Source organism: Cellulomonas sp. PS-H5, assembly GCF_019265565.1.
Lineage (GTDB): Bacteria > Actinomycetota > Actinomycetes > Actinomycetales > Cellulomonadaceae > Cellulomonas.
In genome coordinates, this window is record NZ_JAHVCI010000019.1 from 35,415 (window position 1) to 50,639 (window position 15,225).

The 15,225-nt window shown below is 75.8% G+C and carries 9 protein-coding genes; all 9 read left to right on the forward strand.

Going from position 1 to position 15,225, the window contains the following annotated elements; all coding sequences use genetic code 11:
- Nucleotides 1–294: 294 nt before the first annotated feature.
- The 9 genes from J5O08_RS09725 to J5O08_RS09765 all read left to right on the forward strand — a co-directional run bounded on the left by J5O08_RS09725 (nucleotide 295) and on the right by J5O08_RS09765 (nucleotide 15,119).
- Entirely contained in the window at nucleotides 295–8,934 is an 8,640-nt protein-coding gene (locus J5O08_RS09725) for an SdrD B-like domain-containing protein (RefSeq protein ID WP_218706654.1), read from the forward strand.
- A 365-nt stretch (nucleotides 8,935–9,299) separates the two neighbouring features.
- Nucleotides 9,300–9,521, forward strand: coding sequence for a translation initiation factor IF-1 (gene infA / locus J5O08_RS09730; protein WP_146838576.1), 222 nt, complete (start codon nucleotides 9,300–9,302; stop codon nucleotides 9,519–9,521).
- 74 nt (nucleotides 9,522–9,595) lie between these two features.
- The gene (gene rpmJ, locus J5O08_RS09735; RefSeq protein WP_013117849.1) at nucleotides 9,596–9,709 is read left to right on the forward strand and encodes a 50S ribosomal protein L36; all 114 of its coding nucleotides are present in this window, start codon (nucleotides 9,596–9,598) and stop codon (nucleotides 9,707–9,709) included.
- 201 nt (nucleotides 9,710–9,910) lie between these two features.
- Entirely contained in the window at nucleotides 9,911–10,291 is a 381-nt protein-coding gene (gene rpsM / locus J5O08_RS09740) for a 30S ribosomal protein S13 (RefSeq protein WP_203669150.1), read from the forward strand.
- A gap of 93 nt (nucleotides 10,292–10,384) precedes the next feature.
- A complete protein-coding gene (gene rpsK / locus J5O08_RS09745) occupies nucleotides 10,385–10,786 on the forward strand; it encodes a 30S ribosomal protein S11 (RefSeq protein ID WP_147794341.1) in 402 nt (133 codons plus the stop codon).
- A 145-nt stretch (nucleotides 10,787–10,931) separates the two neighbouring features.
- Entirely contained in the window at nucleotides 10,932–11,942 is a 1,011-nt protein-coding gene (locus tag J5O08_RS09750; protein WP_147794340.1) for a DNA-directed RNA polymerase subunit alpha, read from the forward strand.
- Nucleotides 11,943–12,010: 68 nt separating this feature from the next.
- Complete coding sequence (gene rplQ, locus J5O08_RS09755; protein ID WP_217614939.1) at nucleotides 12,011–12,547, forward strand: 50S ribosomal protein L17; 537 nt, start codon at nucleotides 12,011–12,013, stop codon at nucleotides 12,545–12,547.
- 134 nt (nucleotides 12,548–12,681) lie between these two features.
- Nucleotides 12,682–13,422: an alpha/beta fold hydrolase gene (locus tag J5O08_RS09760; protein WP_218706655.1), complete on the forward strand. Its 741-nt coding sequence runs from the start codon at nucleotides 12,682–12,684 to the stop codon at nucleotides 13,420–13,422.
- Nucleotides 13,423–13,493: 71 nt separating this feature from the next.
- Entirely contained in the window at nucleotides 13,494–15,119 is a 1,626-nt protein-coding gene (locus tag J5O08_RS09765; protein WP_218706656.1) for an HNH endonuclease signature motif containing protein, read from the forward strand.
- Nucleotides 15,120–15,225: the final 106 nt, after the last annotated feature.

A 15,225-nucleotide genomic window follows, 5' to 3' on the forward strand; every position in this document is an offset into this window, starting at 1 on the left:
CCGCGGGCACGCGCCCGACCGGCCCCTCCCGAGACCCACCTCCCCGACGCGGGGACGGTGGGTCTCGGCGTCCCGGGGCGTCACCCCGGCGCGCCGGCCCGCTCCCCGGGCGGGTGAATCCGGTCCCCCGGGCGGGTGCTAGCACCTCACCCCAAAGCGGACAGACCAGGTCAGAGGGGTGCTTTCACCCCATAGCGGACTCATGACGGGTCAGGTGGCCGCCGAAGGTAGGGCGTCCCCCCTCGTGCGACGCCCGGTCGTCGCGCGCTCGTGCCTGCCCCCCGAAAGCCGCGCATGCCTGCCTCGCTCCGCCTCCGCCTCCGCCGACCTGCCGTGCTGGCCGTCGTCGCGGCGCTGCTCGCCCCTCTCGTGGTGGCGACCACCGCCCCCGCGGCCGTCGCCGCGGCCGACCCGGTGCTCACCGTCACCGGCTTCTCGGTGACCTCCGGCGCCACGGCGCAGGCGGCCCCGCCCACCGACCCCGAGTACGGGTTCGACGCGGCGTACACCGCGAGCCCCGCGGCGGGCACGGTCAGCAGCACCCTCGGCTACCGGTGCGCCGGCGACGAGTCGTCCTGCGAGCACGCGACGATGGACGTGGCGCTCGACGCGCTCCGCCTGACGCAGGCGCTCGACGTCTCCGGCCTCGGCGCGACCGTGCAGTACTGGGCCGACGCCGTCGGCGGCACCGCGACCGCGGACTACGCCGCGGCAGCCGCGTTCTCCGTGCGCTTCACCAGCACCACCTCGGACGGCCTCACCGGCCTGCAGTCGGGCGTCAGCGGGGACCTGCGCCTGTCGACCCGGCTGGTCACGCCGAACGGGGGCGGCACGCAGACCGGGACCATCACCGCCACGCCGTCGGCCACGGGCGGCGTCGGCACGCAGGGCCGGGTCCGGATCACGGGCGACTTCCCGGTCAACCTGGCGACCAGCACGCAGGTCACCTGGTCCCGCGAGGGCTGGCTCTCGGGCGTCGAGGACGGCGCCGAGACCCCGACGAACAGCGCGACCGTCGCCGGCGCCCTCACCGGCGACCCGGCCGAGAGCCTCACGCTCACCTGGGGTGGCAGCAACCCCGCGAACGCGCCCGCGGCCGGCACCGTCGGGATGCTCACCGACCTGACCGGCCTCGCGATCACGACCTGGCCCGCCGGCGCCTCGACCGCCACCGTCACGGGGTGGACCTGGACGGGCTCGGGCAGCCCCGTGCGGGTCACGATCGGGTCCGCGACGGGGGCGGACGCCGCGGCGGACCTCCTCGCCGAGCTCGACGCGACCACGCGGTCCCGCCTCACCGGCCTGCAGGTCGTGTTCGCCGCGGCGACCGGGGGCCTCGTCGCCTCCGGCTCGCCCGCCACGCTGCGGGTCGACGTGCGCGAGCACCTCAGCCAGGACGCGACGCCCGTCGCGCGGACCGGCGCCAAGGCCGACTACGTCACCGCGGGCGCCGCGACCTTCTCCGCCGCCTCCGACATGAACACGCTCACCGTGACCGGCACCGCGACCACGCGGGCCGTGCGCGGCGCGGCCCCCTCCGCCACCACCACCGACACGCGGGGCTTCCGCATCTACGACCCGCGCGCCTACGCGGGTTCCGCGACCGCGCTCGTCGGCCTGAGCACCCCGGTGTACGGCGGCGGCTTCGTCCGCGGCACCGCGGCCGGCACCAACTGGTCGCGCCGCGCCGTGGACGCCCTCGTCGTCGAGGTCCCGGCCACCGCGGCGCAGGTCTCCGCCACGAACGCGGCGCTCGACCCCGACCTCCCGGCCCTGGCGAACCCGTTCGGCTCCGGCCTGTCCTTCGCGGGCTTCGGTGCCGCGCGCGGCACCGCCCCCGGCGCCACCGACAGCGCGGACGGCTCGGGAGTCGCGGTGCAGGGCCTCACCGGCCCCGCCCGCCTCGAGCTGACCGTGCTCGCCGGCGGGACCGAGCACACCGTCGACCTCGACGCGACGGCGCCCGCCGTCCCGACCGACCCGGCGGCGTTCGGCCTCACGTCCTGGTCCGAGGTCACCGGCTTCCGCGTCACCGTGCACGGCACCGGCTCCGCGGTCCCGATGGGCGCCTCGGTCACCCTGCCGTACCTCGCTCGGACCGCGACCTCGAGCACGGCGGCGACGTACGCCGTGCACACCGTCGCCACCACCCGGCTCGGCACCGACACCTCCGCCGTCACGCCGCGCACCCAGGCGAGCGGCAACCGCCCCGTCACCGCGGCCACCGTGTCCGTCGCCGTCCCGACCGTCGACGTCGCCGGCACCAAGTACGTCGCCGAGCCGTACGTCACCCGCGCCGCGGGCGCGACCGTCAACGCCGTGCTGGAGGCGACCGCCCGACCGCTGAGCGGGGGGAGCGGGCACCTGCCCGACACGCTGACCCTCGAGGACAGCGCCGCGTCGCGCACCGCCGCCACCGGCGGCACCTCCGGCGCCGCGTGGTGGACCGCGTTCGCGCCCACCTCGGTCGACGCCACCGTGCCCGCGGGCGGGTCCGCTCAGCTGCAGTACGCCACCGTGGACGGCCAGTGGGTCGACTACACCGGCTCCACCGCCGCGCTCGGCGACACCTCCGCCTGGCGCGGCGTCCGCGTCGTCGTCACGCGTCCCGGGGGCGGGACGTTCGCCAACGGCGACCGCGCGCGCGTCCGGATCACCTTCGCCCTCCGGTCCGGCGTGACCACCGGGACCTGGGCGGACGGCGCCGACCGCACGAACGTCGCCCAGATCACCTCCTCCGCGGCCATCGAGGGCTTCGTCGTCACCAGCGCGGTCCGCCGCGTCTCCGACACGGTGCAGATGCTCGGCGGCACCGGCACGGGCGGCTACCCCGCGCTGGTCAAGACGATGGACAACCGCGACCGGACCGAGGGCAACGGCGACGCCACCACCGCGACGCTGACCTGGGGCACGGGCGGCGAGGACCTGTCGAGCGTGACGGTCACCGACGCGAACGGTGCGGGCTCGCAGCAGGACCCGGCGACGGGATCTGCCGGCAGCTTCTACGACACCTTCGACCTCCAGGGCGTCCAGCCGATCACCTCGGGCACGGCCGCCTCGGGCGTCTACGACCCGTACCTCGTGTTCGACCGGGTCACCGACGTGCGGGTGTTCGACGTCGTGGACGATCGCTGGGAGTCGCTGGCGACCCGCGTGTGGACCGGCTCCGCCTGGGCCGACCGCACGAACCCCGCGGCGGCCCGCTCCGACGTCGCGTTCGGCGGGGCCGCCGCGCAGGGCGCGTTCCCGTACGCCGGCTCGTTCCCGGGCGTGGCCGTGCAGTCGGACAGCCTGCGGGCCCGGATCGGCGGCGTGCAGCTCGTGTACGCCGCGCGCCCGGACGCGGAGCGGCAGGCGCTCGCCGCGTCCGACTGGCGCCGCGGCCTGCTCGGCACGCTGACCACGGGCGCCGTCGCGACGACCGACGCACCCGCGCGCAAGGTCGCGCTCACCTTCGCGCTGCGGGACACCTCCCGCGCGACGGGGGAGCCGGTCAACGACGCGTACACCTACACCGGCTCCGCGCCCGGCGCCGTCGAGAACTCCGGCGCCGTGACCGGGACCGCGTCCTCCGACGGCTCGGCCGTGGACCTCGGCGGCCCGGTGAACCCGGTCGGCGAGCGCACCGTGACCGTGCAGCCCGCCTCGCTCGGCGCTACCGCCACCAAGACCTGGCTCCGGGACGCCAACGGCAGCCCGCTGACCGGCAGCAGCAACCTGCACGACCTCGCGCTGCCCGTCGACCCGTCGGCCGCGCCCGACTCCGCGTGGCCGACCGCGACCCTGACGGCCACCGCCGCCAGCGCCTCCGGCACCCGGGTCGACCAGCTCGTCCTGACCGAGCCGCGCGGCATCGACACCGCCACCTCGATCGACGCCGACGCCCCGTTCGCCGCCTTCGCGGTCACCGACGTCCGCGAGCTCACCGACGCGTCCGCCCTGCCCGGCGCCTCCGCCGTCGAGATCGTCGTGTACGAGCGGGCGGCCGACGGCGCCGTGACCCACCGGACCGTCCCGCGGGCCGACCTGCTCGACGCGGACGAGGCCGCGCTGGCCGCCGTCGTCGGCGTGCAGGTGCGCTACACCGGCCGCATCGCCTGGACGAACCAGGCCCGCCTGGTGCTCGGCACCCGCCTGCTGGCGCACAACCGGGTCTCCGGCGACGTCCCCGAGGCGAGCGCGGTCTCCGGGCAGGGCGAGGAGGTCACGATCGCCAACGTCGCCGAGGCCCGCGTCACCGACGCGCGCGTCTGCGCGGACGAGACCCGCGGCATGTCCCGCACCCCCACCTGCGCGCCGGGCACCGCCTCCGGCACCGCCCACGACGCCGTCACCCTCCGGGGCGCCCAGCTCGAGGCGTTCCCGACCGTGACCGTCTCGCCCGTCGACGTGCAGCGCGACGCCGCGACGCCGGCGGTCACCAGCACGCTGTCCGTGCAGAACTTCGGCCTCACCCCGGCCGACCAGCTGCTGCTCACCGACGCGGACCCGCGGTTCTTCAACGCGGTCGGCCTCCGGACGGTGGCCGTGCAGTCCGTGCCGTCCGGGGTCGAGCGCGCCGAGCTCGAGGTCCTCGTCGCCGGCGCCGACCTCGACGTCGCCGCCGACGGCAGCTACGCCGGGACGCAGGACTGGCAGGCCTGGGGCGCCGTGGTGCCGACGGGGACGTTCGACCTCGCCGCCCTCGCGCCGCAGCACGGCGTCCAGGCGGCGGACGTCATCGGCGTCCGCGTGCGGTTCCTCGACACCGACGGCTCGACGATCCCCGCCCCCGGCCAGGGCTACGGCCGCGTCGTGCTCGCCGGCACCCTCCGCGAGGAGCTCCGCACCGGCGGCCTGCCCAGCGCCGTCGGCGCGGACGGCTGGCGGTACCAGGGCCGGGCCGAGCTGACCGCGAACCCGGGCGAGAGCGCCCGCGGCACGATCAGCAACTCCGTGACCGCCCAGGCCCTGCGCGCCGACCTCGGCTCGCAGGCGCAGACCGCCGGACCCGTCGGCACCACCGTGCACGCGGGTGCCGCAACGATCCGCGTGCAGAAGGCCGAGCTCGACGCCGCGTCCCGCGCACCCGGCGACCTCGTCCGGTACCGGATCGCCGTCACCAACACGGCGAGCGGCACGAACGCCGCCGACCTCACCGGCCTGGTCGTCACCGACCGCCTGCCCGAGGACGGCTCGCTGGTCTACGGCGCCGCGCCCGAGGGCCAGGCCCCGGTGGTCGTCCAGGCCGCCGGCGGCGGCGCGAACCCGCTCGGCGACCCCGACGTCGCCGAGCGCGACGGCCTGCTCACCGTGACGTTCCCGGCCGACAGCCGGCTCGCGCCCGGCGCCGGCGTCGAGGTCCTGGTCTGGCTCCGCATCGCGACCGACCTGTCGACGACGTCCATCGTGAACACGGCCACCGCCGCGTCCGCGACCCGCCCCGTGCAGGCCGCGCCCACCGGCAACGACGGCGGCACCGCCTGCGCGCCGGGCAGCTACGACGCGGCCACCGCGTCCTGCCTCGCCCGCGCCGGGGCCGTCACCATCGGCGGCGCCAACGTCTACGTCTCCGAGGAGTGGGTCCGCGACGCCGCCGGCACCCAGGGCGCCGTCCGCACCACCCCGGCGCGCGCCGGCCAGTCCGCCGACTGCGCCCCGCGCGGCACGGGCGCCGACGACCGCGACTGGTACCGCTTCCCGTGCTCCGTCGTGACCACGGCCGGCTCGACCACGCAGTGGCAGGTGCAGGTCACCAGCCGCGCGACGATCGCGACCGACCGGCTCGAGATGATCTCCATGCTCCCGACCACGGGCGACTACCCGGCGATGGACGGCACCGCGTCCGGCAGCCGCGGCAGCCAGTGGCGGCCCGTCTGGGACGGCGTCGTGCCGACCCTGGTGACCGCCGCGGGCCTCCCGGCGGGCGCCACCGTCGCCGTCTACACCACCACGGCCGACTACCGGCAGGGCGGCCTCGCCGCCAGCGCCGCGTTCGACCCGGTGCCCTCGACCTGGTCCGCCACCGCGCTGACCCCCGGCCAGCGGGTGCCGGCGGCCCAGGCGGCGCGCGTGACCGGCCTGAAGTTCGTCGTGAGCTTCACCTCCGCCGACCGGTTCTCCTCCGGCGAGTCCGTCCGCGTCCAGTGGGCGATGCGCACCCCGCTGTCCGGGGCGCGCGCCGCCGCCGACACCTGGAGCTCCTTCGCGTTCCGGGTGCCGGCCGACGACACCGCCGGGCGGCCGTCCGACGTCACCTCCGTCCCGCTCAAGGCCGGCGCCCGGTTCGCCCTCGCCGCCGTCGGGGCCGACCCGCTGGTCGCCGTCGGCGACCGGGTGTGGCTCGACGCCGACCGCGACGGCCGGCAGTCCGCCGACACCGCGGTCGAGCCCGGCGTCCCCGGCGTGACCGTCGACGTGCTCGCCGTCTCCGGCGGCAGCACGACGTACGTCGCCTCCGCGGAGACCGACGCGGACGGCGAGTGGCTGGTCGACGGCCTGCCCGCCGGGACCTACGACCTCGCGTACACGCTGCCCGGCGCGCTCGCCGCGCAGTACCGGTACACCGGGGTGGGCGCGGGCCTCGACGACACCGTCGACTCCGACGCCGTCGTCGACCCGGCCGCGCCGGCCACCGCCGTCGACGCGGGCGTGGTGCTCGGCGCCGGCGGCAGCGAGACCACCGCCGTCGGGTCCATGCCGCAGGCCTGGCAGGACGCCCACCCGGACCTCGTCGCGACCCAGGTCGACGTCTCGCACGACGCGGGCCTGCAGTGGCGGCCGCTGGCCGTCGGCGACCGCGTGTGGTTCGACGCCGACCGCGACGGCCGCCAGGGGGCCGGCGAGGCCGCCGTCGAGGGCGCGACCGTGCGCCTGCTCGACGCCGGCGGCGCCGTCCTGGCGACCACCGTCACCGGCGCCGACGGCTCGTACGTCTTCGACGCGCTCGACCCGGGCAGCTACCGGGTCGAGGTCGAGCTGCCCGACGCCCTCGCCGCGCGGTGGACCTTCACGTCCGCGCTCGTGGGGGACGCCGCGGGCGACTCGTCCGTGATCGCCGCGACGGCGCGCGTCGGCCGGACCGCGGCGTTCATTCTGGCGCCCGGGGCGTCCCTCGCGGCCGTGTCCGACCTGGCCGGCGACCCGGTCTGGGCCGGCGTCGACGCCGACTACGCGGACCCGACCCAGGACGCCGGCCTCGCCGAGCTGCCCGTGCGCGTCGGCGACCGGGTGTGGGTCGACGTCGACGGCGACGGCGTGCAGGACGCCGGCGAGCCCGGCCTGCCCGGCGTGGTGCTCACGCTCGCGGACGCCGCGGGCGACCCGGTCACCGACCTCGCCGGCGCGCCCGTCGGCCCGGCCACCACCGACGCCGACGGGGCGTACGCCTTCACCGGCCTGCTGCCCGGGTCGTACACCGTGACGGTCGACGCGGCCACCTCCGCTGCCGCGCTCGCGCCGTACGTGCCCACCGCCGCCGGGTCGGGCGACCCCGCGACCGACTCCGACACGGGCTCCGCGTCGACGTCCGCCCCGCTCGTGGGCGGCGAGGCCGACGACACCCTGGACTTCGGCTTCCGGCCCCTGTGGGCGCTCGGCGACCGGGTGTGGCTCGACACCGACCGCGACGGCGTGCAGGACGCCGGCGAGCCGTCGTTCCCCGGCGTCACCGTCCGGCTGCTCGACGCGTCCGACGTCGAGGTCGGCAGCACGGTGACCGACGCGGACGGCCGGTGGCGGTTCGACCTGCTCGAGCCGGGCACGTACCGCGTCGAGCTCGAGCTCGGCGCGTCCGACGCCGCCCGTTACACCTGGACGACCCCGCGCTCCGCCGCCGCCCCGCGCGCCGACGCCGACTCGGACGTCGAGGAGACCGCCCCCGGCGTCGCCCGCACCCCGGCGATCACCGTCGGCCCGGGCACCGGGGGCGTGCGCCCCGCCACCGCCGCGGACGGCCTCACCGCCGCGTTCGTGGACGACACGTGGGACGCGGGCCTCGTCGAGCGGCCCGTCTCCGTCGGCGACCTCGTCTGGTTCGACGAGGACCTCGACGGCCTGCAGGGCGCCGGCGAGCCGGGCGTCCCCGGCGTCGTCGTCGAGCTGCGGACCGCCGACGGGCGCCCGGTCACCGACGCCTCCGGCGCGGCCGTGGGACCGGTGGCCACCGACGCCGACGGCGCGTACGCCTTCGACGGCCTGCTGCCGGGGGAGTACGTCGTGCGGATCGACCGGCTCGCGTCCGCCGACGCCCTGGCCGGCTACGCGCCGACCGTCGCGGGCACCGGCGCCGACCGGGCGCTCGACTCGTCCACCTGGACCGCGACCTCCCAGGTCCTCGTCGGCGGCGGGTCCGACACCACGCTCGACTTCGGCCTCGTCCTCGCGGACGACGTGCAGCTCGCGCTGCGCAAGGTCCCCGTCGCGCGGACCGCGGACAGCATCACGTGGGACGTCACCGTGATGTCCACCGGCACCCAGGACGCCTACGCCGGCTTCACCGTCGTCGACGCCCTGCCCGGGTCCCTGACCTTCCGGTCGGCCTCCGGCACCGGGTTCGCCTGCGTCGCCGTCGACCGGGTCGTCACCTGCGACCACGACGGCTCGCTGCCGGCGGGGGAGTCTGCCACCGTGCGGATCGTCACCGGCCTCACCGCCGCGGGCGCCGACGTCACCAACACGGCGACCGTGGACGTCGACGGGCGCGGCTACCGGTTCGAGGTGCTCGCGGCCGAGGACGTGGCGTGGAGCGAGCCCGTCGAGCGCACCGGCGGCGCGACCGTCACCGCGCCCGGCGGCGACCTCGCCACCACCGGCTCCGACGCCGCGTGGCCGCTCGTCGCGGCCGGCGTGCTGCTCGCGCTCGGCGCGGCGCTGATCGCGCTCGCGCAGGGCCGCCACCCGGCGCGTGGGGTGCGGGTGGCCTCCCCGGGGCGGCGGAGCCGGCACCGGGCCTGACGAGGGCCGGGACGGCGGGGCCGGCACGGGGCCCGACGAGGGCGGCGAGGCGCCCGTGGCGCGCGGGAAGAACCCGCGCGCCACGGGCGTTGACCCCGTCGTGCCCGGCACCGGCGCGTCCGCTTGACGGACCGCACCGCGTTTCTCGGACGCCGTCCGATGGCGTATGATCGTCCGTTGGGTGTGCGCCCTCGCGCTGTCGCACGTCCCGCCCGAGCCGACCGCACCGCGGTCGCGCGCGTGCGGGCCGGTCGCCGGACGTCAGGACCAGGGCACGTCCACCACGTCCGCACCGGACCCGTCGGCACCGCCGGGGGGAGACGACGGCGTGGACCGGCAGTTCAGGACAAGAGTTAGCGGAGGACATGGCGAAGAAGGACGGTGTCATCGAGATCGAGGGCAGCGTGATCGAGGCTCTCCCCAACGCGATGTTCCGCGTGGAGCTCACCAACGGTCACAAGGTGCTCGCCCACATCTCGGGCAAGATGCGCCAGCACTACATCCGGATCCTCCCCGAGGACCGGGTGGTGGTCGAGCTGAGCCCGTACGACCTGTCCCGCGGGCGCATCGTCTACCGCTACAAGTAACCGACCGAACGAGCATCGCCGTCGGCCTGCGTCCCGCGAGGGACCACGGCGCATCGGCGGCGGAGGAACAGGCCATGAAGGTCAAGCCCAGCGTCAAGAAGATCTGCGACAAGTGCAAGGTGATCCGCCGGCACGGTCGCGTCCAGGTGATCTGCGAGAACCTGCGCCACAAGCAGCGCCAGGGCTGAACGCCCTGCCGCTCGGGACGCACCTGAGCAGCACCGCCGCCGGATCCTGACGGACCGGCACCAGCGCATCGCCGAACCGGCAGCGCACCCGCCACGGCGGGTCGCCACCGGTGAACCCCCGGCTCGGAGGCCGGGGCCCGCAGACCCGCGGGAGGACGGTGCGGCAGACCTCCGATCGAAGTCCAAGGAGCCGAAAGGCACATGGCACGTCTTGTCGGCGTCGACCTCCCCCGCGAGAAGCGGCTCGAGATCGCGCTCACCTACATCTACGGCGTCGGCCGTACCCGCGCCCAGCAGACCCTGGCCGCGACGGGCATCAGCCCGGACCTCCGCGTCAAGGACCTGGACGACTCCCAGCTCGTCACCCTCCGCGACTACCTCGAGGGCAACTTCAAGCTCGAGGGCGACCTCCGCCGTGAGGTCGCCGCGGACATCCGCCGCAAGGTCGAGATCGGCAGCTACGAGGGCCTGCGTCACCGCCGCGGCCTGCCGGTGCGTGGTCAGCGCACCAAGACCAACGCGCGCACCCGCAAGGGCCCGAAGCGCACCGTCGCCGGCAAGAAGAAGGCCGGCCGGAAGTAACCCGCCCGCGGCCCGCCGGGCCTGTCCACGGACAGCCGCCCGCGCCGCGACGGGGCACCGACCTCACGACCAGCAGCGAGAGAGAACGAGCACATGCCTCCCAAGACCCGCAGTTCCGTGCGCAAGCCGCGCCGCAAGGAGAAGAAGAACGTCTCCCACGGCCAGGCGCACATCAAGAGCACCTTCAACAACACGATCATCTCGATCACGGACCCCAGCGGCGCCGTGATCTCCTGGGCGTCGGGCGGCGACGTGGGCTTCAAGGGCTCGCGCAAGTCGACCCCGTACGCCGCGGGCATGGCCGCCGAGGCCGCCGCGCGCAAGGCCGCCGAGCACGGCATGAAGAAGGTCGACGTCTTCGTCAAGGGCCCGGGCTCCGGTCGCGAGACCGCGATCCGCTCCCTGACCGCGGCCGGCCTCGAGGTCGGCTCGATCCAGGACGTGACGCCGCAGGCCCACAACGGCTGCCGTCCGCCGAAGCGCCGCCGCGTCTGACCCGTAGCCGGGCCGCCACGGGCGGGGGAGCGATCCCCCGCCCGCGGCGGTGCCGGCCGGTCGCGCGGGTGGACCGAGACCCGCGCCGCCCAGCGAGTACCTGCGCTGCGTCATATGGCGGACGCACGCTGAGAGGAACCCCGAAGTGCTCATCGCACAGCGCCCCACCCTGACCGAAGAGGTCATCTCGGAGTACCGCTCGCGGTTCTCCATCGAGCCGCTCGAGCCCGGCTTCGGCTACACGCTCGGCAACTCCCTGCGTCGGACCCTGCTGTCGTCCATCCCGGGCGCGGCCGTGACGAGCATCCGGATCGACGGAGTGCTGCACGAGTTCAGCACGGTGCCGGGCGTCAAGGAGGACGTCACCGAGATCATCCTCAACATCAAGAACCTCGTCGTCTCCTCGGAGAACGACGAGCCGGTCGTGATGTACCTGCGCAAGCAGGGTGCGGGTGACGTGACCGCGGCGGACATCGTGCCGCCGGCCGGCGTGGAGGTCCACAACACGGACCTGCACCTCGCCACGCTGAACGAGAAGGGCAAGCTCGAGATCGAGCTGACCGTCGAGCGCGGCCGTGGCTACGTGTCGGCCAACCAGAACAAGTCGTTCGAGGCCGAGATCGGCCGCATCCCGGTCGACTCGATCTACTCGCCGGTGCTCAAGGTGACATACAAGGTCGAGGCGACCCGTGTCGAGCAGCGCACCGACTTCGACAAGCTCGTCGTCGACGTCGAGACCAAGCCGGCGATCAGCCCGCGCGACGCCCTGGCGTCCGCCGGCAAGACGCTCGTCGAGCTGTTCGGCCTCGCCCGCGAGCTGAACGTCGAGGCCGAGGGCATCGAGATCGGCCCGTCGCCGACCGACGCGGCCCTGGCCGCCGACCTGGCGCTGCCGATCGAGGACCTGCAGCTGACCATCCGGTCGTACAACTGCCTCAAGCGCGAGGGCATCCACACCGTGGGCGAGCTCGTGGCGCGTTCCGAGGCCGACCTGCTCGACATCCGCAACTTCGGTGCGAAGTCGATCACCGAGGTCAAGGAGAAGCTGGCCGAGCTCAACCTGTCCCTCAAGGACAGCCCGCTCGACTTCGACCCCACCGCCGCCGCGTACTACGACGGCGACGAGGGCGACTTCACCGAGGACGAGCAGTACTGATGCCGGGGAGGCGGGCGCGCGCACGAGCGTGACCCGCCGGCCCATCACTGGAACCAAGGAGTAACGACATGCCTACGCCCACCAAGGGTCCCCGGCTCGGTGGCGGCCCGGCGCACGAGCGGCTGATCCTGGCCAACCTGGCCACCTCGCTGTTCGAGCACAAGCGCATCACGACGACCGAGGCCAAGGCCAAGCGCCTGCGCCCGCTCGCCGAGCGCCTGGTGACGTTCGCCAAGCGCGGCGACCTGCACGCCCGCCGCCGCGTCCTCACCGTCGTCCGCGACAAGTCGGTCGTCCACGAGCTCTTCGTGGAGATCGCCCCGCAGATGGCCGAGCGCCAGGGTGGCTACACCCGCATCACGAAGATCGGCCCCCGCAAGGGCGACAACGCGCCGATGGCCGTGATCGAGCTCGTGCTCGAGCCCGTCTCCCCGAAGCAGGCCGTCGTCCGCGAGGCGACCAAGGCCGCGCAGAAGGCGGCGCCGAAGGCCGAGGAGACCCCGGCGGAGGAGACCCCCGCCGAGGAGACCACGGTCGAGGAGACCGCGACCGACGCCCCCGAGGCCGAGGCCGCCGACACCAAGGACGAGGCCGACAAGGCCTGACCTGACGTCAGCACCGGGAGGGCCCGGGCCGCGCGAGCAGACGCTCGCGGGGCCCGGGCCCTTCTGCGTGCGTCGGCGGGCGGGGTCGGGTCGGGCCGGGTCGTGCTGCGGGGGGCGTGGGTAGCGTGGCGGGCATGACCGTCCCCGTGGTGCTCGTGCACGGGCTGCGCACGTCGCGGACGATGTGGCGCGCCCAGGTCGAGGCGCTGCGGGCGTACGGGGTCCGGGCACTGGCCGTCGACCTACCGGGCCACGGGGAGCGGCGGGGGGAGCGGTTCACGCTCGACGGGGCGGTCGCCGCCGTCGCGGACGGGGTGGACGCCGTCGGCGGGCGCGCGCTCGTCGTCGGGTTGTCACTCGGCGGGTACGTCGGGATCACGCACGCGGCGCGACGGCCGGACCAGGTCGCGGGGCTCCTGGCCGCCGCGTGCTCGACCCGGCCGCTCGTGGCGCTCGTCGACGGGTGGGCGGCGCTCGCCCGAGGCATCGCGCGCCTGCCGGACGCGGGCGCGGGGCTGAACCAGGGGATGGTCGACCGGGTGCTGTCGCCGGCCGCGGCGGCGGACGTGGCCGCGGGCGGGTTCGCGCTCGACGTGATGGACGACGTGTTGCGCGCCATGCGGGCCGCGACGCCCGTCGAGGACCTCGCGCGGGTCGAGGCGCCGGTGTGGTTGGTGAACGGGCGGTACGACCACTTCCGGGGCGAGGAGCGCCGGTTCCTGCGCGCGTGCCGGGACGGGCGGCTCGTCGTCGTGCCGGGGGCGACGCACCTGGTGTCGCTGACGGCGCCCGTGGCGTTCACGCGGGCGGTGCTGGGTGCCGTGGACGCGGTGTCGGCGCTCGGTGGGCGGGTGCCGAGTCCTCCACAGGTGTGAAGTCGTGCGTGGTCCCCAGGCTGGTTCGGGTGGGGCGGTGGCGGGGCGGTGTCGGTCCCTAGCGTGGTCGTATGCCTGATGACCTGCCGGGGCGCGCCGCGCCCGACCCCGACGACCGTGGCCCTGGTGCTGCGGTGGTCGCGGGTGCGCCGGTCACGGGCGAGGGGCTCGGGGAGCGGTGGGACGCGATGGCGGCGGGTCCGGGCCTGCTGGCGGAGCTGGAGGCCCTGGACCTGGGGGCGTTGCCGTCGTTCGAGCTGCCCGAGGTGGTCGTGCAGGCCCGGCGGGTCGCGGCGCGTGCGCACGCCCTCGAGGCCGCCGCCGCGGCGGCGCTGGCCCGGCACCCGGACCTGCAGCACCCGGACCTGGCGGCGGTGTGCCGTTCGCTGCCCGAGGGCACCGCGTTCGTGCACGCCGACCTGGCCGCGGCCGACCTGTCCGCGCGGCTGCTGGTGTCCCCGGGCGAGGCGAAGCTGCTGATCCGCGAGGGCCGCGCCTACGCCGGTGCCCTGGCCGGCACCGGTGCCGCCCTGGCCGACGGGCGGATCGAGCCGGCCAAGGCGCGGGCGATCGTGCAGGGCGCCGGGGACGAACCCGCGCACGTCGCGGCCGCGGTCGAGGCGGAGGTGCTGCCGCGGGTCGCGGGCCGGTCGGTCAGGCAGGTCCACGCCGACGTCGCCCGGGCGTTGAACCGGGTCGACCCCGAGGGCGCCGCCGACCGGCACCGCACCGCCCGCGCCGCGCGGACCGTGTCCCGGCCGCGGATCCTGCAGGACGGCATGGCCGGGTTGTGGGCCGTGCTGCCCGCGGCGGACGCCGTGCGGCTCGACGGGATGCTCGACGCCCTGGCCCGCCGGTCCCGCCAGGCCGGCGACCCGCGGACCCTGGACCAGCTGCGCGCCGACGAGCTCCTGGACCGGGTGCTCGGGCGTGCGGCGCACCTGGTCGCGGGCGACGGCACCGTGCTGCCCTCGCACCGCGACGGCGCCCACGAGCACCACGACGCGTTCGGGCTGGCTGCCGGCTCCGCTCCGGAGCCCGAGGGTGCGCAGGCTGTGCCGGCGGAGGTCGCGCCCGGCGGGGCTGCCGCTGCGGCGGACGCCGTGGCCGGCCGCCCTCGAGACGTCGGGGAGGCCGCCCCGCGGACCGTGGTCCACCTGACGGTGTCCCTGGCCACGCTCCTGGGCGCCGACGACGCACCCGGTGACCTCGCCGGGTACGGCCCGATCGACGCCCAGCAGGCCCGGGCGATGGCCCTGGACCTCGGATCCACCTGGCAGCGCGTGGTGACCGACCCGCTGTCCGGGACCGTCCTGGACGTCGGGCGCACCACCTACCGGCCACCGGCCGCCCTGGCCGACCACGTCCGGCACCGCGACAAGTACTGCACCGCACCCGGCTGCCCGGTGCCCGCCACCCGCTGCGACCTCGACCACACCATCGAGTACCACCCACCACCCGACGGCACACCATCGCGACCGCTGGGCACCACCTGCGCCCACAACCTCGGCCCGCTGTGCCGCACCCACCACCGGCTCAAGACCGCCGGCATCGTGCGCGTCCACCAACCCACCGCCGGCGAGTTCATCTGGCGCACCCCCACCGGGCACGCTTTCCGCGTCCGACCCGGCACCGACGAACCCACCATCCACCTCACCGCACGACCCAGCACCCACGTGCCGTCGCCACCGTTCTGAAGGGTCGTAGCCGGCGTGCGGTCCGGGGGTAGGTGTGCGGATATCGCACCGGTGGTCGCGTCGGCGCGGATCGGTGCCGCGCCTACCTCAGCGTTGTTCGAGGAGC